General features: G+C 69.4%; 20 protein-coding genes. 8 read left to right on the forward strand and 12 right to left on the reverse strand.

The genetic code is table 11. From position 1 onward, the window contains the following. Positions 1-3: 3 nt before the first annotated feature. Positions 4-1,014 (reverse strand): LLM class flavin-dependent oxidoreductase, encoded by a 1,011-nt coding sequence (locus tag AB0H76_RS10860; protein WP_357320805.1) that lies wholly within the window; start codon positions 1,012-1,014, stop codon positions 4-6. Between the two features lie 154 nt (positions 1,015-1,168). Here AB0H76_RS10860 and AB0H76_RS10865 point away from each other — a divergent pair, with 154 nt between their 5' ends. Both AB0H76_RS10865 and AB0H76_RS10870 read left to right on the forward strand, forming a co-directional pair. Beyond that, positions 1,169-1,657 carry a carbonic anhydrase gene (locus AB0H76_RS10865; RefSeq protein WP_357320808.1) on the forward strand — a complete coding sequence of 163 codons (489 nt, stop codon included), beginning with the start codon at positions 1,169-1,171 and terminating at the stop codon, positions 1,655-1,657. A gap of 28 nt (positions 1,658-1,685) precedes the next feature. After that, complete coding sequence (locus AB0H76_RS10870) at positions 1,686-2,054, forward strand: 6-carboxytetrahydropterin synthase (protein ID WP_357320811.1); 369 nt, start codon at positions 1,686-1,688, stop codon at positions 2,052-2,054. Between the two features lie 1,063 nt (positions 2,055-3,117). Here AB0H76_RS10870 and AB0H76_RS10875 read toward each other — a convergent pair. The 3 genes from AB0H76_RS10875 to AB0H76_RS10885 all read right to left on the reverse strand — a co-directional run bounded on the left by AB0H76_RS10875 (position 3,118) and on the right by AB0H76_RS10885 (position 5,032). Continuing rightward, complete coding sequence (locus AB0H76_RS10875; protein WP_357320814.1) at positions 3,118-3,594, reverse strand: DUF6636 domain-containing protein; 477 nt, start codon at positions 3,592-3,594, stop codon at positions 3,118-3,120. Positions 3,595-3,673: 79 nt separating this feature from the next. After that, positions 3,674-4,042, reverse strand: a complete 369-nt coding sequence (locus AB0H76_RS10880) for a hypothetical protein (protein ID WP_357320817.1) — start codon at positions 4,040-4,042, stop codon at positions 3,674-3,676. 132 nt (positions 4,043-4,174) lie between these two features. Then, complete coding sequence (locus AB0H76_RS10885) at positions 4,175-5,032, reverse strand: helix-turn-helix transcriptional regulator (RefSeq protein ID WP_357320820.1); 858 nt, start codon at positions 5,030-5,032, stop codon at positions 4,175-4,177. On the opposite strand from AB0H76_RS10885, the gene AB0H76_RS10890 reads away from it, so the two are divergent. Further along, positions 5,031-6,005, forward strand: coding sequence for a zinc-binding dehydrogenase (locus AB0H76_RS10890; protein ID WP_357320823.1), 975 nt, complete (start codon positions 5,031-5,033; stop codon positions 6,003-6,005). The two genes, AB0H76_RS10885 and AB0H76_RS10890, sit on opposite strands and share 2 nt — an antisense overlap. Positions 6,006-6,084: 79 nt before the next feature. After that, positions 6,085-7,278 (forward strand): MFS transporter, encoded by a 1,194-nt coding sequence (locus tag AB0H76_RS10895; protein ID WP_357320826.1) that lies wholly within the window; start codon positions 6,085-6,087, stop codon positions 7,276-7,278. Here AB0H76_RS10895 and AB0H76_RS10900 read toward each other — a convergent pair. Then, on the reverse strand, positions 7,259-8,104 hold the full coding sequence (locus AB0H76_RS10900; RefSeq protein WP_357320829.1) for an AraC family transcriptional regulator: 846 nt from the start codon (positions 8,102-8,104) through the stop codon (positions 7,259-7,261). The two genes, AB0H76_RS10895 and AB0H76_RS10900, sit on opposite strands and share 20 nt — an antisense overlap. Before the next feature lie 285 nt (positions 8,105-8,389). Between AB0H76_RS10900 and AB0H76_RS10905 the strand changes: the two genes are divergently transcribed. After that, positions 8,390-9,139: an ankyrin repeat domain-containing protein gene (locus AB0H76_RS10905; RefSeq protein WP_357320831.1), complete on the forward strand. Its 750-nt coding sequence runs from the start codon at positions 8,390-8,392 to the stop codon at positions 9,137-9,139. 5 nt (positions 9,140-9,144) lie between these two features. On the opposite strand, the gene AB0H76_RS10910 is transcribed toward AB0H76_RS10905, so the two are convergent. Continuing rightward, positions 9,145-9,351, reverse strand: coding sequence for a hypothetical protein (locus AB0H76_RS10910; protein ID WP_357320834.1), 207 nt, complete (start codon positions 9,349-9,351; stop codon positions 9,145-9,147). A gap of 155 nt (positions 9,352-9,506) precedes the next feature. Here AB0H76_RS10910 and AB0H76_RS10915 point away from each other — a divergent pair, with 155 nt between their 5' ends. Continuing rightward, entirely contained in the window at positions 9,507-10,286 is a 780-nt protein-coding gene (locus AB0H76_RS10915) for a class I SAM-dependent methyltransferase (protein ID WP_357320837.1), read from the forward strand. Here AB0H76_RS10915 and AB0H76_RS10920 read toward each other — a convergent pair. Next, positions 10,250-10,891 (reverse strand): hypothetical protein, encoded by a 642-nt coding sequence (locus AB0H76_RS10920; protein ID WP_357320839.1) that lies wholly within the window; start codon positions 10,889-10,891, stop codon positions 10,250-10,252. The genes AB0H76_RS10915 and AB0H76_RS10920 overlap by 37 nt on opposite strands. An 11-nt stretch (positions 10,892-10,902) precedes the next feature. Further along, positions 10,903-11,883 carry a WYL domain-containing protein gene (locus tag AB0H76_RS10925; RefSeq protein WP_357320842.1) on the reverse strand — a complete coding sequence of 327 codons (981 nt, stop codon included), beginning with the start codon at positions 11,881-11,883 and terminating at the stop codon, positions 10,903-10,905. Between the two features lie 109 nt (positions 11,884-11,992). On the opposite strand from AB0H76_RS10925, the gene AB0H76_RS10930 reads away from it, so the two are divergent. Then, positions 11,993-12,457: a VOC family protein gene (locus AB0H76_RS10930; RefSeq protein ID WP_357320845.1), complete on the forward strand. Its 465-nt coding sequence runs from the start codon at positions 11,993-11,995 to the stop codon at positions 12,455-12,457. A 58-nt stretch (positions 12,458-12,515) separates the two neighbouring features. Here AB0H76_RS10930 and AB0H76_RS10935 read toward each other — a convergent pair whose 3' ends face one another. Continuing rightward, positions 12,516-12,704 carry a ferredoxin gene (locus AB0H76_RS10935; RefSeq protein WP_357320847.1) on the reverse strand — a complete coding sequence of 63 codons (189 nt, stop codon included), beginning with the start codon at positions 12,702-12,704 and terminating at the stop codon, positions 12,516-12,518. 3 nt (positions 12,705-12,707) lie between these two features. Further along, positions 12,708-13,928 carry a cytochrome P450 gene (locus AB0H76_RS10940; protein WP_357320850.1) on the reverse strand — a complete coding sequence of 407 codons (1,221 nt, stop codon included), beginning with the start codon at positions 13,926-13,928 and terminating at the stop codon, positions 12,708-12,710. 100 nt (positions 13,929-14,028) lie between these two features. Here AB0H76_RS10940 and AB0H76_RS10945 point away from each other — a divergent pair, with 100 nt between their 5' ends. Then, positions 14,029-17,157: a BTAD domain-containing putative transcriptional regulator gene (locus AB0H76_RS10945; RefSeq protein WP_357320852.1), complete on the forward strand. Its 3,129-nt coding sequence runs from the start codon at positions 14,029-14,031 to the stop codon at positions 17,155-17,157. A 1-nt stretch (position 17,158) separates the two neighbouring features. Here AB0H76_RS10945 and AB0H76_RS10950 read toward each other — a convergent pair whose 3' ends face one another. Further along, positions 17,159-17,902 (reverse strand): anti-sigma factor, encoded by a 744-nt coding sequence (locus tag AB0H76_RS10950; protein ID WP_357320853.1) that lies wholly within the window; start codon positions 17,900-17,902, stop codon positions 17,159-17,161. Then, positions 17,895-18,551, reverse strand: a complete 657-nt coding sequence (gene sigK, locus AB0H76_RS10955) for an ECF RNA polymerase sigma factor SigK (RefSeq protein WP_357320855.1) — start codon at positions 18,549-18,551, stop codon at positions 17,895-17,897. Before sigK ends, AB0H76_RS10950 begins: the two co-directional genes overlap by 8 nt. Between the last annotated feature and the right edge of the window lie 129 nt (positions 18,552-18,680).

Genomic DNA, 18,680 nt, shown 5'->3' on the forward strand with positions numbered 1-18,680 from the left:
TGGTCAGGCCGCGCCTACCGCGGCCGGAATCACCGCGGCGGCCAGGCGGCGGTGCGAATCCAGGCGGGCGGCGCGGTCGTAAGTGCTGGTGTGCACCAGGATTTCGTCTGCGGCCGTGCGGGCGACGAGCCGTTCCAGGGCGGGGAGAACGGTGGCTTCTGGGCCGTGGATGTGGCCGCGCAGTGCGTCTTCGAACAGGCCGCGCTGCCGGTCGGTCATCGGTTCGCGCTCGATCTGCTCGGGTGCGATCAGGGGTGGGAACTCGCCGCGGGTGCGTGAGTAGGCGGCCGACCAGGCCTCCGGGAGCAGCAGGCGGTGCGCCTGCGCCGCGGTATCGGCGAGGACGACCGAGGTCGAGACCATCACATAGGGTGCGTCGCGGCCAGGCTGGGGCTGAAAGTCGTTGCGGTACTGCTCGATTGCCGCCACCATCGCGTCCTCGCCGGCGGCGGCCGCGATGACCAGGGGCAGCCCGAAGCGGGCCGCGCGATCCGCGCCGGACCCGATCGCCAGCAGGAAGGCGGGCACGCGCAGCCCCTCGGCGGGCCAGGCGTGCACACCCGAGCGGCCGACGGTGAAGTAGTCCAGCAGTTCGGCGAGCTGGGCGTCGAAGTCGTCGGCGTCGTCCTTGCCGTGGCCGAGTGCGCGGCGCACGCCGTCGGTGAACCCCACCGAACGGCCCAGCCCCATATCGATGCGGTCCGGGAACAGGGACTCCAGCGTGCCGAATTGCTCCGCGACCACCAGCGGCTGATGGTTGGGCAGCATCACGCCGCCGGTGCCGACCCGGATGCGCTCGGTGGCCGCGGCCACGGCGGCGGCCAGCACCGTCGGCGCGGACCCGGCCACCCCGGGAACGCTGTGATGCTCCGACACCCAGAACCGGTGGTAACCCCACTGCTCGGCCAGTCGTGCGAACTCGACGGTCTCGCGCAGCGCCTCGGGATGCGACTGCCCCTGGCGGACCCGGGAGCGATCCAGGATCGAGAAGGGGATCTCCGATAGCGATGTCATACCCATGACAACGCGCCCGCCGCGCGTTGATTCCAAGGCATCGATCAAGGGTTAACTTCACGGTGCGCGCATCCCTCGCGCGAGTGGGCCCGCTCGGCCACCGTCGGATGCGGAGATTCGCATGTCCTCACCCCACCGACGCTAGGACACGACCATGACAGTCACCGACGAATATCTCGCCAACAACGCCGAGTACGCCGCCCAGTTCAGCGGCCCGCTGCCGCTGCCCCCGAGTAAGCACGTCGCGGTGGTCGCGTGCATGGATGCCCGGCTCGACGTCTACCGGATTCTCGGCCTCCAAGAGGGGGAGGCGCACGTCATCCGCAACGCCGGCGGTGTCGTCACCGACGACGAGATCCGGTCCCTGGCGATCAGCCAGCGCCTGCTCGGCACCACCGAGATCATCCTCATCCACCACACCGACTGCGGCATGCTCACCTTCACCGACGACGACTTCAAACGCTCCATCCAGGACGAGCTCGGCATCAAGCCCACCTGGTCCGCCGAAGCCTTCCCCGACCTGGACGACGATGTGCGCCAATCGATCCGCCGCATCGAAGCCAGCCCCTTCATCACCGCCACCACCTCCCTGCGCGGTTTCGTCTTCGACGTCGCCACCGGAAAACTCAACGAAGTCGGCTGACCGGCCCGGTTCTCGATAGGTTCGACCGATGTTCACAGTCGAGATGAGACGCCAGTTCAAGGCCCGCCAGGGACTGGCCTCTCACCTGTGGCAGACCTCCGGCCGCCCACCGGTGATCCTTTTCGCGGTCACCCTCCGGGCGGCCTTCGAGTTCACCGGCGACCAACTCGACGAAGACGGCCGTTTCATCGACACCGACACACTCGAACAACTCCTCGACGACTACGCCGACCGTCTCTCCACCACCATGTGGACCGACTTGTTCGACCAGCGCCCCACCTTCGAGTTCGTCACGAAGTGGCTGTACGAACAACTGGCCCAGCATATTCCGCAGCTGGCATACGTGTCGCTGGACAACGACACCATCGGAGTGGCTACAACCTACCGGGCAGATTAGGGCCTGGACGAGGACGCCCTTGCTTGCCCGATGGGTGCGGTTGTCGAGGGTGGCGTGTAGATGGCTGTTGACGATCGCGGAGTGGTTGAACACCTGTTGGGGCATGATGCCGATAGGCGCGACGTCGGCCAGGGCTGGGCGAGGGTCCGGTCCAGGGGAGTCGCGGGGTGGACTTCGGTGCAGTAGAGATTCATCGGCCCGATGTGTTCAGTACGCAGCCGCAGGGGACTGTTGTGAGCCCGCATCCAGCGCTGGCTGCCCGAGTGTGGGCCAGTGCGCCGGTGACCGCCGCGAGGCGGGGCGTCCCGGCCTGGGGGAGGCGTCCAGGACCGGGCTGGACTCGGAGTCGAGCTGAAATTGCATGAGGTCTCTGGTGTTCTCGCTGGTCACAGCCAGGACGTCGAGGTCTCAGATCGCTGCTGTGCAGGCTCGCGGAGCTCTTCCGGCCGAGCAGGCGGACGCTGTTCTCAACCATTTCCTGGCACAGATCAACCATGTTGTGGCCGAGCGTGAGTACCGTTACCGGGCAATTGTTCGCGGTCGCACCCGGCGTCCCGATTCGATTCGTGCCGACGGCTGACGGCGGTACCGCATCGACCCATCGTTGCGGTACCGATGCGGTGCTGCTGGGCATACGCCGAAAGTCGAGAATCCGGCTTCTGTACACCCGGGTTGATCAGCGCCCCAGCAAATCTCGCGACCACCCGGATCGGCGGCTTCGCCGCGCGTACCATTCACACAAGCTGTCCCGAACCCCGGCAGCCAGCGCCGATGGGGTTGCGAAGAGTCCCCATCCGGATTCCGGAGACAGCGATGCACCCACGCTTCTCAGCACCTGCCCTCAATCCTTTCGCGGCCCGACGACCGGCCGATCGCGGCTCGCCGAACGACACCCGGCATCACACGAGGCCGGGCAAATCCTTCAATCCGCGAGCGGAACCGCGCCAGCCCGGGCCCTGCGGCGAGCCCGTCCGCCCGCAGCCGCGCGGGCGCGACGACGCCGCCTGAGCACGCCGTGGATTCCGTCCCGCGTCCGCGACACTGACGGAAAGGTGCTGCCGAGTCAGCTGAATTCGTAAGTGGCACGGGAGATTCGGAAGTACTCGGACCCGATGCCGCAGCGGATGCCATCGCGAGCGCTGGTGCAGGTGAAACCGGCGTAGGTGATCGTCGCGCCGTAAGCCAGGAAACTAGTGGTGGCCTTGCCGAGAGTGCCCCCGCCGCCGCAGCCGAACCTCGCGCCCTCGGCCGTGCTGAGATAGACCACGGTTCCATAGCTACCCGGATACGGGGTGCCGTCGGGGGCCAGGCACCTGGCCGGACGGGGCGGCGGCGTGTAGGTGTATTCGGATATCTCGCAGCGGATGAACGCCGGTTCGTCGCTGTAGTTCTCGCCGAATATCCCGCAGGCGATATTGCCGCTGGGGGAACCGAAGCGGATGTCGTCGGCCGCCTGCGCGGTACCGGTCGTGACCACCGCGGTAACGCTCGCGGCACAGGCCGCCGCGGTGAGAAACGGGGTAATGGTGCGAACTTTCATCGGTTTCTGCTCCCGGATTCGCAGGCGGATCGCTGCGAGGAGTGTGGCCGAATCCCCTTGTCGGGAGCTGAAAGCTGGCTTAACGAAACGGGCGGCGCTGAAAGCTGACGACCTGCACGCCGCTGACCGGCGGGACGGTTCCACGCCCCTCGAGCGCGTCCCACGCGTCGTCCTCGTCGCCGTCATCGATGCCGCGGCGCAGGAATTCGGCGTCCGCGGTGCATAGTCCGGCCACCTTGACGGCGGTGACGATGTCCGTGACGTCGACCTCGTCGGCCACGGTGGCCCGCACCCGCGCCAGTTCGAGGCCGGCCGCCCAATCCTGGGACACGACGGTGTCGCTCCACGCCACTCCGGAAATCCGCACGGACCAGGCCAGTTCGGCCAGGTGCCGCGGCGTCTCCGCGCAGGTGCTGGCGCAGACATTGAATTCGATGACCGAAGGCATCCGGATACTCCGTCAGGTTGTCTCGCTACGATCGCCCCCTCAGCTTGCGCGCGATGCCGTTGCGTAACAAGCCGATTCGCGAGCCAATCAGCCATGCCCGGTTGACAGCGCGAGTCCGGTTGCGCGGCTGACCTATTCGGCCGACGCGTTCCGGTAGCGGCCCGGTGTGGTGCCGATGATGTCGGCGAAGGCCGTGATGAAGCTGCTGGGGTTCGCCCATCCGCAGGCCTGGGCGACGTGGGTGGTGTCGTGGCCGTCGGCGAGCAGGACCAGGGCGTGATAGATGCGGAGCTGGGTGCGCCACTCGTAGAAGGTCATGCCGAGTTCGTTGCGGAACAGGCGGCTCAATGTGCGGGAACTGGCGCCGATCCGGTGTCCGAGTTCGGCCAGCGAGGTGTTGTCCGCGGGCTGTGCGTACAGCGTCCGCGCGATGGCTTGCAGCCGATCGTCGCGTGGTTCCGGGAGCTGGAGCGGTTGTTCGGGGGCGCGGTGGAGTTCGTCGACGAGCACGCGCCGCAGGCGAGCGCGGGCGGCGCGGTCGAAATCCGCTGGGGTGTCCTCGAAATTGCGCGGCCCGGTGAGAACGAGCAGGAGTTCGCGGGCGAGGCCGGAGACCAGGAACACGCCGGGACGGTCCGGCACGAGCCGGGCCAGCGCGGCGGGCAGGAAGAGAATCCGCATGTCGGTGTTGCCGTGCGCGCGGTGGAAGTGCGTGAATCCGGCCGGGGTCCAGGCGACGCGGTTGGCCGGAACGATCGAGGTGCCCGCCTCGGTGTGCACCGAGAGGACACCCCGGGCCGCGTACACCAGGTGCCCGCGGGGATGGGAATGCTCCGAACTCGTTCTCCCGGAAGGGAGTAGGTGCATCCCGCCGGTCGGCCAGAGCCGTGATGCCGGCTCCGGTCGCGACGAGGTTTGGCGGCCGACGAGCATAAGTCGGCATTCTATCGGTAGCAGGCCAAGGTCGCCGCCGACGACAGTTGGTTTCATGAGCGAGAAAACAATGCGAGCGGCGGTGTGCGTCGGTCCGGGCGGCCCGGAGGTCCTGGAGATCCGGGAACTGCCGATTCCGGCCGTTCGGGACGGCTGGAGCCTGGTGCAGGTGAAAGCCGCGGGCATCAACCGGTCGGAATCGCGGACCCGGCAAGGACATTCGCCGAGCGTTCGATTTCCGCGGGTGCTCGGAATCGAATGCGTGGGAATCCTGGTGGCTTCGACCGACCCCGCGCTGCCGGAGGGAACGACCGTCGCCGCGGTCATGGGGGAGATGGGGCGAGCCTTCGACGGTGGTTACGCCGAGTACGCGTTGTTGCCGAACGCGCTGCTGCAACCGATCAGCACCACCCTGCCCTGGGCGGTCTTCGCCGCGCTGCCCGAAACGTACCTGACCGCGCAGGGATCGCTGGACGCGCTGGGAATCACGCCGGATACCAAGGGCCGGTTGCTGATTCGCGGAGCGACGTCCTCGGTGGGGATGGCGGCGGTGTCCATCGCGTCCGGCTACGGTCTCGAGATCGCCGCCACGACCCGGCAGCACAGCAAGATCGAGGCGCTGGCCGCGGCGGGCGCCGACCATGTCCGCACCGACGCGAGCGTGCCCGCGGCCTGGTCCGAGGGTCCGGACTACGTTCTGGATCTCGTCGGCGCGCAAACGATCAAAGACTCGCTGCGCGTGGTCCGCCGGGGTGGAACGGTCTGCATGTCCGGCTCGCTCAGCGGCTGGCTGATCCAGGACTTCGAACCGATAGCGATGATCCCGTCCGGAACCAGACTCACCGCGTTCCACAGCGACGACTACAAGGGCAGCGCGGGCGCGACCATCTTGCGGCGGGTCGTGCACCAGGTCGAAGCCGGGATCTACCGGCCGAACCTGGACCGGGTCTTCCCCTTGGACGACATCGTCGCGGCACACCGCTATATGGAGAACGACCAAGCCATCGGAAAACTCGTCGTCGTGCCCTAGCCGACCAACGTTGGCGTTCGGGACGATCGCCGTGGCGTTTGAGTCGCACGACGGGCCGATCCCGGCTGTTGCATCCGACATGACCACGACATCGACGAGCGGCACCGCCGCCCCGGGCCTGTCCCGCCGCGCGGCCTGGCCCGCCTTGCTGACCATGTTCCTCGGCAGCTTCACGCTGGTGACCGCGGAGTTCCTGCCGCCGGGCGTCCTGACCACGCTCGCGAACGACCTCCGGGTGCCCGAGGGGGTGGTCGGGTTGTCGGTGAGTGCGACGGCGCTGACCGCGCTGATCGCCGCGCTCGCACTGGGATCGGTGTTCCCGCGGGTGGATCGGCGGACACTGCTGATCGTCCTGACCATCGCGGCGGCGGTATCGAATATTCTCGTGGCGCTCGCGCCGAACATCGTGTTGCTGCTGATCGCGCGCCTGCTGCTCGGGGTGGCGGTGGGCGGGTTCTGGTCGATGGCGCTGATCATCGCCTCGCAGCTGGTGGCGGCCGAACGGCTCGGTAAGGCGATGATGATCGTCAACGGCGGCACCACGGTCGCCACGGTGGCCGGTGTGCCGCTGGGCGTGCTGCTGAGCACCTATGCGGGCTGGCGAGTGACGTTCGTCGTGGTGGCGGTGCTGACGCTGGCGACGGCGGTCGCGGTCCGGCTGGTGCTGCCGCCGATCGCCCCGAGCGAGGGTATCGGCTTCGCGGCGCTCGGCGCCGGGCTGCGCGCGCCCGGAGTGGCGCTCGGCCTGCTCAGCGTGGTGGCGGTGATCGCCGGGCACTTCGCCGGATACACCTACATCCGCCCGGCCCTGGACGAACTGCTGCATGCCGGTCCGGGCGTGATCCCGGTGCTGCTCGCGCTGTTCGGCATCGGCGGCCTGATCGGGAACTTCCTCCTCGGCTCGCTGGCCGACCGGCGACTCGGCATCCTGCTGGTAGCGGTGCCCGTGGCGATCGGCGGCTCGCTACTGGTGATCATCGCCGCCGGAGAGGTGCCGGTCCTCGGCTACCTCGCCGTGCTGATCTGGGGCGGTGCGTTCGGCGGCATTCTCAATGTCGTGCAGGTGTGGGTGTCGCGGATGCTGCCGGGGCGCATGGAGGCGGGCGGCGGGCTGATCGTCGGCGGTTTCCAGCTGGCGATCATCCTGGGTTCCGCGGTCGGTGGTCGCGGTGTGGACAGCATCGGGCTCACCGCCACCTACGGACTGGCCGCGCTGGCGGCGGTAGTCGGCGGGGTGCTGCTGCGGGCGTCGCTCAGCCGGGCGCCGCGTTAGCCGACGACCCACGGGCCACCCGCCGCCATTGGGACGGCGTGTGGCCCGTATGCCGGCGGAACGCCCGCCCGAACGCGGTCTCCGATCGGTAGCCCAGACGCCGGGCCATCATGCCGATCGGCATATCGTTCTCCGACAGGAACCGTTGTGCCCGTTCCACTCTCAGCTTCGTCAGATACCGCCCCGGCGTCAGCCCCGTCGCCGCCTGGAAGCGGGCCGCGAAACCCGATCGCGAGGCCAGCGCGACGCGCGCCAGCGCCTCGACGGTCCACTCCTGCCCGGGATCGGCGTGCATGGCGGCCACCGCCTGCGCCACCCCCGGCTCGTTCACCTTCAGCAGCCATCGTTGCGGCGCGCAGCCGCGGGCATGCCATGATTCGATCGCCATCGACGTGATCAGCGTGGCGACCCGGTCGCCCTGCACACCGAACGGATCCGGGCACTGCTCGACCAGATGGCGCATCATCGTCGAGGCCAGCGGCGTGTGCTCGACGAAATCGGTCAGCAGCAGCCGCTGCGGCAACGCGGCCATGGCGCTGCCACTCCCGACCGGATCGAGCCGTACCCGCAAAACCCGCCCCGCCGCCAGCGCGTTGATCGCGAATCGGCCGCTGCCCGGAACGAACAGAAAATCCCCGGCGGCCAAATCCTCGGTCGCGCTGAGCCCTTCGACGCGCACCAGCCCATCCAGCACGACCAGGGCACTGGGCTCGGCCATGAACTCCCACTGCCCCGCCGCCAGCGTGAACTCGTCCCGCCCCGCGAACCGCCACTGCATCCCGGCCAGCACGTCATCGAGGCCGTGCACTCCCTCGACCTGCGTCACCGCGCACCCCTCATAGTGGAACTCCGACGCGAATCACGCTACCAACAGCCGCGCTACGCGCACGATCGTGATCAGCCGGATCTGGCAGCGGCAACGCCCGAGTGGGGTCCTGCAACGACTCCGGATGATCTTGTTCGATCGTTCCGGGGGAGTGCGGGTCACCCGATCGGTTGACCCGGGCATCGGCCGGATGGTTCCGGGAGGTGGCCGGTGGGTCGATTCGCAGTGGCTTGCGAGCCCGCAGCATGGGAACCGTAAGTCCATTCGACGAACGGAGCAGCGGGTATGGAGCGAGGGCGTGGGTATCGGGGTGCGCGCTACGGGATCGCGGTGCTTGCCGGTGCGCTGCTGGTCACCGGGTGTGCGTCCGGGGTTGCCGAGACAGCGGGTCAGGGCGGATCGGTGGTGACGCCGGAGACCACCGGGCCGGTGGAGGTGGATGCGGGACAGGCCGATGGTGCGTTGCTGTCGGCTACGACGGCCGGCGACGCCGGTGCGGTGCGCGCCGCGCTGAACCAGCGTGCCCGGGTGGATACCCGGGACAGCGCCGGCCGCACACCACTGATGATCGCGGTGCTGGACGACAACGTCGGGGTGGCCCGGGTGCTGCTGGAATTCGGCGCCGACCCCAACGCGACGGACAACCGCGGCGAGAGTCCCTGGGTGAACACCGGGGTGACCGGCAGCGTCGCCATGATGGAGGCGCTGCTGCCGGCTCGGCCGGATCTGACGCTGCGTAATCGCTTCGGCGGTAATGCCCTGATTCCCGCGGCGGAGAAGGGGCATCTCGATTTCGTGCGAGAAGTACTACGGCAGACCGATATCGAGATCGATCACATCAACGACCTCGGGTGGACAGCGCTGCTGGAGGCGGTCTATTACGGCGACGGCAGCACTGTCTACCGCGACATCGCGCGCGTGCTGGTGGACCACGGCGCGGACGTCACGATCCGGGACGCCAACGGCCGCACCGCCTATGACCACGCCGTCCGCCGCGGGTTCGCCGACATCGCCGAACTGGTGAAACTACCCTGAGCCACTCACCACTGAGCGGTGAACTCGACCGGTGGCAGTCCTTCCGCGCGCCGCAGCTGATCAGCGATCGTGACGAGCTCGGCCAGCGCGGCATCCGACAACCCCGGCGCCACCCGGCTGAACAGATGCATGGCGCGACTGCGCCCGTCCGTCGCGACCAGGTGATCGAAGCCGTTTCTGTTCGGTACAGCGGATTCGCGGGTTTGGAGCACGGTCGGGTTCCTCCATCTCGAAGCGTGTGGGCAAAGTTCTGGACAAGCACCAAGCGCGGTCATCACGACCCGACAGCAGTCATTACCCACCTCGAACGCTCCCAAACCCAAGCAAAAATTCGTGAGGTGCGGTCGGCGGCCGTAGGCTCGAGCAGGTGCCCGATCCGATGCACTTCGAGAAACATGCCGAGGCTTACGATCGCGGCAGACCCCCGTACCCGGCCGCGCTCTGGGAGTGGTTGCGCGAACACGGGTTACTGCGTGCCGAAGCTCGAGTACTGGATCTCGGCGCGGGCACCGGATTGGCGACGGGGCCGCTGCTGACGGCCGGAGCCTCGGTCGTGGCGGTCGAACCCGGTGCCGCACTTGCCGATCATCTGCGCCGCCGCTGGCCCGCGGCGACCGTGCTGATCGGCGACGCCGAAACCGCGCCACTGCCGGCGTCAGCGTTCGATCTCGCCGTCGTCGCGACGGCGGTGCACTGGTTCGACCTCGACGTCGTACTACCCCGAGTGCATCGCGCCCTGATACCGAGCGGGCACCTGGCGGTGTGGCGCAACGCCTTCGGCGACCCGTCGGTACCCCGCACACCCTTCCGGGAACGGGTCGAGGCGATCGTGGCCCAGCGCGACCGCCCACGACCGTTCTCCAATGAGTTCGACACCGAGAACTGGGCAACCCGGCTCGCCGCCACCGGCCACTTCATCCGCACGCACATCGAGCACTTCCGCTGGTCGGTCGACCTCGACGCTGACCAGATCCACGACCTCTTCACGACTTTCAGCGATTGGAACGCCGCCGAAGTCGACCAGGCCGCCACGGCGGTCCGCGACCTCGGCGGCCGAGTCGTCGAGCACTACGTCACCCCGCTGATCGTCCTGCGCGCCGCCACCACCGCTCAGGACGAACCGGTCAGAGCGGCCAGCCAGGCATGACCCGGGTGTACCCGCGAAACCCATTCCGCCAGCCGCGCTTTCCGCTCCTCGGCCAGCAGCGGTAGGACGCGCGCGAAGTCGGCATCGTCTTTCGGCCGCCGCGCCTTGGCCTTGAAGAGCAGCGTCACCTCCGGGATGACATAGGGGATTCCGGCGGACCCGATGTCGATCAGGTCCGCGTAGGGCAGGGTGATGGACTCGTCCCGTCGGCAGATCCACCGGTCACCTTCGTGCGGTTCGCGGAAGACATCGAGGTGGTACCGCCCACTCGACCTGTCCCGCAACCAGGTCTGGTGCAGAGCGGGATAGTCGGCGGTCTCCGCGTACGGCCACACTCTTCCGTCACCGACGACATCCCATTCGTACTCCGGCAGGGCCGCGGCGATCTCGACGAATGCACTACGCGGAACCGAGATTTCGAGGTCACCGTGTGCGCGGGTCGTCGCACCCACGAACAGGTCCAATGCCCACCCGGCGGCCACGCCCCAGGGCGCGGAAACTCCGGCCAGCCTCGTGGCGATCTCCTCCGGTGACCACGGTGCCCACCTGCGCTCACATTCCTCGGCACTGATCGGGCGGCCGCCGGCGGGGAGGTCATCGCTCATATCGGTCGACCCTACAAACCTTCGCCTGCCGCGCGGGTCGCGCGGCGGGCCAGGTCGGCGAACGCCGCGCGCAGGGCGGGTGGGTGGAGGACCTCGATGTCGGCGTCGAAGCGGGAGAGGGTGGCGGCCAGTGCTGCCCAGGACCAGGATCCGATCAGGAGCCGGGTCCGGGCCGGGGTGAGTTCTTCGACGACGGCGTCGCCGGCGAACGGAGCGACCCGGGAGAACGGGAGATCCAGGACGACTTCGCCGCGGCAGGGCCAAGTGTCGGTGGTGGAGCCTTTGAAGCGGGCCGCGAGGAAAGTGGCGACGTCGCCGCCGGGTAACTCCCGGGGCGTGAAGCGCGGGCCGTTGGGGACGCGGAGGGTCATGCGGTCGGGCCGGTAGACCCGCCACTGCTCGAGTTCCGAATTCCAGCCGATGAGATACCAGCGCCCGTGGCGGGCCACGAGGTGGTGCGGCTGGAGCCGCAGGGGTGGCCGTGGCTCGGCCGCGGTGGACGGGTAGTCGAAGCGTAGTTCCACGGTGGATCGGATCGCCGCGCTCAGCTCGAGCAGCAGGTGCGTGTCGACTCGGGTTGCGCGCCCGGCCGATTCGACCGCGGTGACCTCGAGGGTGTCCACGCGGGCCCGCAGCCGCGACGGCAGTAGCTGGCGCACGGTGGACAGCGCCCGGGCGGCGTCCTCTTCGATCCCGGCACCCGCCGCGACCGCGATCCGCAAGGCGACGGCGAGCGCGACCGCCTGCCCGTCGTCGAACAGCAGCGGCGGCAGCTCGCTGCCCGCTTCGAGGCGATAGCCGCCTTCGGGGCCCTTGATCGCGTGCACGGGGTAGCCGAGTTCACGCAGGCGATCGACATCGCGCCGGACCGTGCGGTCGCTGACGCCGAGGCGCTCGGCCAGCAGCAGCCCGGGCCAATCCCGGCGCACCTGCAACAGCGAGAGCAGCGACAGCAGGCGGCGCGAGGTCGTGGTCGAGGAGGCGGTCGGCATATCGGCGACTGTGCCACAAGAAGCGGACAATCACTGTCCGGTACTGCTGGCAGCCTGGCAGCAGTCGCCGGATAACCGCCGGTGACGCACCTCGAGAAGGGATCCGATCATGTCGGTACACGCTGTCACCCACCTCAACTTCCACGGTCAGGCCCGCGCGGCGCTGGAGTTCTACCAGTCGGTGTTCGGCGGACAGGCCACGGTCATCACCTACGGCGACTTCGGCATGCCCGCCGCCGCGCCGGACGCCGCCAAGGTGGTCTACGGCGAGGTCGTCGCGGACAACGGCTTCCGGGTCATGGCCTATGACGTGCCCGGCGAGACGGTGCCGGTGGCCGAGGCCGCGGTGACCACCCGCCGCGAGCACGGCACGACGGTCACCGCGGAACCGTTCTTCGTGTCGGTGCGCGGCGAGACCGTCGAGGAGGTGGGCGCGCTGTGGCAGGGCCTCGCCGCGGGCGCTGCGGTCATCGAGGAATACGGTCCGGCCCAGTGGGCGCCGGCCTTCGGGATGCTGCGCGATCGGTTCGGCGTCACCTGGATCCTCGACGTCGCCGCCGAATACGCTCCCTAGGGCGCCGGTCCGCTGCGGTCCTGCCGACAGCACCCCGGTGACGAGTGCGGGGCGAGTATCAGGCCAGTTCCAGCGCCCCGGACGGGCAGGCGCTGATCGCCTCGCGCACCGGCGCGTGATCACCCGGGAGGCGCGCGACCAGCACCCGCACCCGCCCGTCGTCCTCGTCCTGATCGAACGCCTCCGGCGCGAGCAGGGCGCACATGCCCGCGCCGATACAGCGCTCCCGATTCGCGATGATTCGCATCGGTCAGCTCCTCGTCCAGGTCACCGGCAGTTCGTGGACGCCGTAGATGTTCATGTCGGTCCGCAGCCGCACCTGGTCGGCGGGGATGGCGAGTTCCAGGGTCGGGAAGCGGCTGAGCAGTCCCTGGAAACCGGCGCGCATCTCGATGCGCGCCAGTTGCTGGCCGAGGCAGGTGTGGATGCCGTGCCCGAACGCCAGCCGGCCGCCGCCCTCGCGGCGCAGGTTCAGGGTGTCGGGATCCTCGAAACGCGCGGGATCGCGGTTGGCGGCCAGCAGCGAGACGACCACGGTCGAGCCCGCCGGGATCAGTTCGCCGCCGAGTTCGATGTCCTCGGTCGCGTAGCGATAGAAGATATCGGCGACCGACAGATAGCGCAGCAGCTCCTCGACGGCCTGCGGATACAGCTCCGGGTCGGCGCGCAATTCGGCCAGCTGATCGAGGTTTTCGAGCAGGGCGAAGGTGCCGAGGGCCAGCATGTTGGCGGTTGTCTCGTGGCCCGCGAGCAGCAGCAGGAAGGCGATGCCGACCAGTTCCTCGATGCTGAGCTCCTCGTTGCGCGCTAGATCGGACAGGATGTCGTCGCCGGGTTCGGCACGCTTGCCGACGACCAGTCCGGCGAGATAGGTGTTGATCGCGATGAGCGCGCCCATCTTCTCCTCCAGCGTCTGATCCTTGACCAGGAATTGGGCGGAGTTGACCTGGAACGTTTCCCGGTCCGCGTAAGGGACGCCGAGCATTTCGCAGATCACCAGCGAGGGCACCGGCAGCGCGAACGCCTTGACCAGGTCGACCGGCGGGGTCAGGGCCGCCATCTCGTCCAGGTGCCGCTCGACGATCTCGATGATGTGGTCTTCGAGCTGCTTCATGCGCTTGACGGTGAACGCGCCGGTGAGCAGGCGCCGCAGCCGGGTGTGGTCCGGCGGATCCATGGCGACGAACACCCCGGGCATCGGCGGGGACGGCTCGGTCTGCACGGGCATGCCGGGCGTCTCGAACGGCACGTGCACGATGCCGAGGTCCTGGCGCGAGCTGAATCTGGTGTCGGACATGAGCCGTCGCGTCGCCTCGTGTCCGGTGACGAGCCAGCCCTGATGGCCGTCGGGGAAGGCCATCGGGCTGACCGGGCGGGCGGCCCGCAGTGCGGTGATCTCGCGGGGCGGGTCGAAGGGTCCGGCGTTGCGGTCCATCGGCAGGCCCTGCGGAACGGGAATGGTGGAAGTCATGTGACCAAGCTCGCGGATCGGCCTGACATCGGCCTGTCACGGCCCTGACATCGGTTCCGCGCGGCGTCAGCGCGCGTTTGCCCATGGCAAGATCGGCCGGGTGCAGATCGGAATCCTGGGACCATTCGAGATACGCACGGCCGACGGCGTTGTGGCCGACGTGCCGGGCGCGCGGTTGCGCGGGCTGTTGATCGCGCTCGCGCTCGAAGCGGGGCACGCGGTGCCGAAAGCGACGCTGGTTGATTGGATCTGGGGCGAGCACCCACCCGCCGACGCGGCGAATTCCCTGCACCGCTTGGTTTCCCGGCTGCGCAAGGTGCTGCCGGACGGCGCGGTCGAGGGCCAGACCGACGGCTATCGACTACAGGTGGCCCCCGACTCCGTCGACGCCGTGCGGTTCGAACGGCTGCTCGCGCTGGCCCGCGAGGCCGAGGGTTCGCAGGGCGTGCAGCGGTTGCGTGAGGCACTGGCCCTGTGGCGCGGCGGCGCCATGCAGGATGTCGGGCTCCAGGAGAGCGGGGCCTTCGACGCGGCCGTCACCCGGCTGGAGGGCCTGCGCCTGACCGCGATGGAGGACCGGTTCGACGCCGAGATCGATCTCGGTCACGGCGCGGAGCTGGTCACCGAACTCACCGATCTCGTTGCCGCGCATCCGGTCCGGGAACGCCTGGTCGCCGCGCTCATGCGCGCGCTGGTCGCCACCGGCCGCGACACCGAGGCGCTGCTGGTCTACGAGCGCGCCCGCGAAACCCTGGCCGACGAACTGGGTGTCGATCCGGCCCCGGAGCTCTCGGCCCTGCACGTCGCGCTGCTGCGCGGCGAGCTGGGCCGCCGCGAGGAGACCCGCAAGACCAACCTGCGCGCCGAGCTGACCAGCTACGTCGGCAAGGACGCCGACGTCGCTGTGGTCCGCGGCCTGATCGCCGAGCACCGGCTCACCACCCTGACCGGGCCGGGCGGTTCCGGAAAGACCAGGCTCTCCACCGAGACCGCGCGCACCCTGCTCGGCGACCTGCCCGACGGCGTCTGGCTGGTCGAACTGGCGGGCATCGGGGCCGACGGCGATGTCGCGCTGGCTACGCTCGCCGCGCTCAAACTGCGCGACGCGCTGCTCGGCGAGGCCTCGGACGCGGAGCCGACCGACCGGGTCATCACCGCGCTCCGCGAGCGCTCGATGCTGCTCGTCCTGGACAACTGCGAGCACGTCATCGACTCGGCCGCCACCTTCGCCCACCGGGTACTCGGCGAGTGCCGGCAGTTGCGCATTCTCGCGACCAGCCGCGAACCGCTCGGCATCACCGGGGAAGCGCTGTGGCCGGTCGCGCCGCTGCGGCTGCCCGCCGAGGACGCCGACCCGGCCGAGATCGAATCCGCACCGGCCATCCGCCTGCTGCAGGACCGGGCCCGCGCGGTCCGCAACGACCTGACGACCGACCCGCACACCCTGGCCCGGGTCTGCCGCGCTCTGGACGGCATGCCGCTGGCGATCGAACTCGCCGCGGCCCGGCTGCGCACCATGTCCCTGGATCAGCTCGCCCACCGCCTGGACGACCGGTTCCGCCTGCTCACCGGCGGCAGCCGCGCCGCGCTCCCGCGGCACCGGACCCTGCGCGCGGTCGTCGACTGGAGCTGGGAACTGCTCACCGACGCCGAACGGGTTGTGCTGCGCAGACTTTCGGTGTTCGCCGGCGGCGCGACGCTGGAGGCGGCCGAGCGCGTCTGCGCGGGCGGCGTGGTCGAGGAGTACGAGGTCATCGACCTGCTGACCGCGCTGACCGAGAAATCGCTGGTGCTCGTTACGAACGATCGGACACCGCGCTACCGGATGCTCGGCACCATCAAGGAGTACGCCGAACAGCGGCGTGCGGAGGCGGGGGAGTCGGAGTCGGCCCGGCACGCGCATCTGGCGTACTTCACCGAACTCGCGACGACCGCGGAACCGCGGCTGCGCGGCGCCGAGCAACTGCGCTGGCTCGCGGTGCTGGAGCCCGAGCGCGACAACATCGGCGCCGCCATGCGCGGTGCGCTCGCCGCCGGCGACGCGGAGGGCGCGATGCGCCTGGCCGCGGGCGCCGGCTGGTACTGGTGGCTGGGCGGGCACAAGGCCGAGGGCAACGAGCTGATCATGGCCGCCGTGGCCCTGCCCGGCGCGGTGCCCGACGAGATTCGGGCGGTGGTGTACGGCCTGGTCGTGCAGTTCGCGACCTCCGGGCAGCAGTCCGATCAGTACCAGGCCGAGGAGTGGATCAAGAAGGCCTACGAACTCAGCCGGCACGTCCGGGGCAGCCATCCGGCGCTGAGTTTCGCCGCACCGCTCTATCGCATGCTGCAGGAACCGGGCGCGTTCCTGCCCGCCTGGGAAGCGCTGCTGTCCGACCCGGATCCGTGGGTGCGCGCCATGGGCCGGTTGCATCTCGGCAAGATCCGGATCCAGCTCGGCGACGGCGGCCCGGAAGCCGACGAGTATCTCAGCGCGGCCGTCGCGGAGTTCCGCGCGATCGGGGACCGGTGGGGCATTTCGTTTGCCCGGACCGAGCTGGCCAACCGCATCGCCACGCGCGGTGACTTCGCGGGCGCGTGCGAGCACTACGAACAGGCGATCGCGGCCGTCATCGAGGTCGGCGCGCTCGAGGACGTCGTGCCGATGCGCTCGCGACAGGCTCAATTGTATTGGCTGCTCGGTGATTTCGAGGCCAGCGCGGCGGCGATGGCGGCGGCGCAGCGCTCCGCGGAGCGGGTCGCCTGGCCCAACGCGCTGGCCGAACTGGCGCTGACGAAAGCCGAACTCGCGCGCTGGAGCGGCGATACCGCGCAGGCGCTGCGCCAGCTCGAGATCACGACGGCGCTGCTGGGCGCCGACGCCGAGCGGCCGGGCGTGCGCGGCGTGATCGAAGACCTGCTCGGCTACCTCGCCGAGGATCGCGAGCGGTCCCGTGCGCACCGGGCCGCGGCCGTCGAGGCGGCCGCGGCTGCCGGCTACGCGATGCTGGTCGCCCGGGTGCTGGTCGGCGTCGCGGACGCGGCGCTGCGGGATCAGCAGGACGAGCAGGCCGTGCGGTTGCTCGCCGCGAGCGCCGTGGCGCGCGGGCTGCCGGATCGTTCGCAGCCCGATGTCGCCCGGATCGAGCAGGTCGCACGGCAACGCCTCGGCGACACGAAGTTCACCGAGGCGATGGCGGAGGGCACCCGAGCGGACTGGAGCGAACTGGTCGCGGTCACGCTCGCGTAGCTCAGGCCAGGGGCACGCCGACGACGGGATCGGTGGTGGGTTGCGGGGAGCCGCCCGAGGGTTCGATCGAGACCGCGAGTGTTCCGGCGTCACCGAAGCTCATGAGCATCGGGGCACTGGCGGTGGGCAGCGGTGCGACCACACCGGCCGAGCGCACCTGATCGCCGCCGGCGATCAACCACAGTTGGTAGGTATGGGCCGTGGGCGGGGCCGGTACGCCGTCGAAGGAGACGATCGCGGTGCCGAGTTCCTTCGACGCGTTGACCGTGATGGTGCCGCCGTTGCTGAGCGGCAGTGTCTTCTCCTGCACGTCGGACTGGTCCAGCACCTGCTGTGCCGTCACCTGCCCGGAATCCTGGGACTGGCTGCGGAACACCGTGATTCCGGCCCCGGCGCCCGCCAGGATCGCCGCGGCCGCGGCCACCGCGAGCCAGCGGCGGCTGTTGCGCCGCCAGGCCGAGGCGCCGGCGGGGCCCGCGGGCTTACCGGTGGGCCCGGCTTGGGCGTCGAGTAACTCCAGCAGTGTCTGCTCCACGCTCGGCGGCGCGGGCACGGCATCCAGGACCGTCATGGTGGCGAGGGTTTCGCGCAGGTCGCGGACCGTGCTGCGGAAGGCGTCGGCGGTGGGCTCGTCGGCGTGCTCGAGCATGTGCTCGACGGCGCGGCGGTCCTCGTCGGACAGGGCGTCGAGGGCGTAGGGGTACGCGAGTTCGAGCAGCTCGGAGTGGGGATGGATGTCAGGCATCGCGCACCGATTCTGTCAGGCAGTTCTGGAGCCGCTTCAGACCGTCGCGAATGCGGGTCTTCACGGTGTTGAGCGGAATGCCGAGGTACTCGGCCACTTCGGCGTAGGTGCGCCCGCCGTAGTAGGCGAGGGCGACGGTTTCGCGTTGTGTGTCGGTGAGCGTGCCCAGGCATTCGACGACCGCGCGCTCGTCCGAGCGCTGGCCGACCGTCTCGGCGACGATGTCGTGGTCGCGCCCGAGCTGGCGGTGCCCGTAGGTGAGATCGCGGGTGGTGGCCGAGGATTCGGTGCGCACCCGGTCGACGGCGCGGCGGTGGGTCAGCATCATCAGCCAGCCGATCGGGCTGGCCAGGCGAATGTCGTACTGCGCGGCGGTGTTCCAGACGTAGAGGTAGACCTCCTGGGTGATCTCCTCCGCCGCCGCGGGCCGCCGCAGGACACGCAGCGCCAGACCGAATACCCGATCGTGGGTGGAGCGGTAGAACTCGGTGAAGGCCTCCCGATCGCCGCCGGCCACGCGATCCAGCAGCTCCGCGAGTTTGCGGGTGACTTCCGGATCGGGCGTCGCACGGTGTGGCGGGCAGGTCTCGGCCGCGCCCTCACCATTGCGGTCGGGGGCGAGCGACACGATGCGGCGTTCATCCGCCATAGCGCTGTGTCTCCATTCCGGTGTGGGGGACAACGAGCGGCCCGTTCCGGCACCCTCGAAACACTCGGATACCGACTCGGACATTACTGCGGATCCCCATCCCGTGACAAAGAGCCTCGGGATGTCCAG

This window comes from Nocardia sp. NPDC050712, assembly GCF_040654295.1.
In the GTDB taxonomy this organism is placed as follows: Bacteria; Actinomycetota; Actinomycetes; order Mycobacteriales; family Mycobacteriaceae; genus Nocardia.

Excerpts from the sequence above, each read along its gene's own strand:
- AB0H76_RS10905 (WP_357320831.1), top strand. The coding sequence starts at position 8,390 with ATGGAGCGAGGGCGTGGGTATCGGGGTGCGCGCTACGGGATCGCGGTG.
- AB0H76_RS10930 (WP_357320845.1), top strand. The coding sequence starts at position 11,993 with ATGTCGGTACACGCTGTCACCCACCTCAACTTCCACGGTCAGGCCCGC.
- AB0H76_RS10920 (WP_357320839.1), bottom strand. The coding sequence starts at position 10,891 with ATGAGCGATGACCTCCCCGCCGGCGGCCGCCCGATCAGTGCCGAGGAA.
- AB0H76_RS10880 (WP_357320817.1), bottom strand. The coding sequence starts at position 4,042 with ATGCCTTCGGTCATCGAATTCAATGTCTGCGCCAGCACCTGCGCGGAG.
- AB0H76_RS10935 (WP_357320847.1), bottom strand. The coding sequence starts at position 12,704 with ATGCGAATCATCGCGAATCGGGAGCGCTGTATCGGCGCGGGCATGTGC.
- sigK (WP_357320855.1), bottom strand. The coding sequence starts at position 18,551 with ATGGCGGATGAACGCCGCATCGTGTCGCTCGCCCCCGACCGCAATGGT.
- AB0H76_RS10925 (WP_357320842.1), bottom strand. The coding sequence starts at position 11,883 with ATGCCGACCGCCTCCTCGACCACGACCTCGCGCCGCCTGCTGTCGCTG.
- AB0H76_RS10940 (WP_357320850.1), bottom strand. The coding sequence starts at position 13,928 with ATGACTTCCACCATTCCCGTTCCGCAGGGCCTGCCGATGGACCGCAAC.
- AB0H76_RS10875 (WP_357320814.1), bottom strand. The coding sequence starts at position 3,594 with ATGAAAGTTCGCACCATTACCCCGTTTCTCACCGCGGCGGCCTGTGCC.
- AB0H76_RS10870 (WP_357320811.1), top strand. The coding sequence starts at position 1,686 with ATGTTCACAGTCGAGATGAGACGCCAGTTCAAGGCCCGCCAGGGACTG.
- AB0H76_RS10890 (WP_357320823.1), top strand. The coding sequence starts at position 5,031 with ATGAGCGAGAAAACAATGCGAGCGGCGGTGTGCGTCGGTCCGGGCGGC.
- AB0H76_RS10865 (WP_357320808.1), top strand. The coding sequence starts at position 1,169 with ATGACAGTCACCGACGAATATCTCGCCAACAACGCCGAGTACGCCGCC.
- AB0H76_RS10895 (WP_357320826.1), top strand. The coding sequence starts at position 6,085 with ATGACCACGACATCGACGAGCGGCACCGCCGCCCCGGGCCTGTCCCGC.
- AB0H76_RS10950 (WP_357320853.1), bottom strand. The coding sequence starts at position 17,902 with ATGCCTGACATCCATCCCCACTCCGAGCTGCTCGAACTCGCGTACCCC.
- AB0H76_RS10860 (WP_357320805.1), bottom strand. The coding sequence starts at position 1,014 with ATGACATCGCTATCGGAGATCCCCTTCTCGATCCTGGATCGCTCCCGG.
- AB0H76_RS10885 (WP_357320820.1), bottom strand. The coding sequence starts at position 5,032 with ATGAAACCAACTGTCGTCGGCGGCGACCTTGGCCTGCTACCGATAGAA.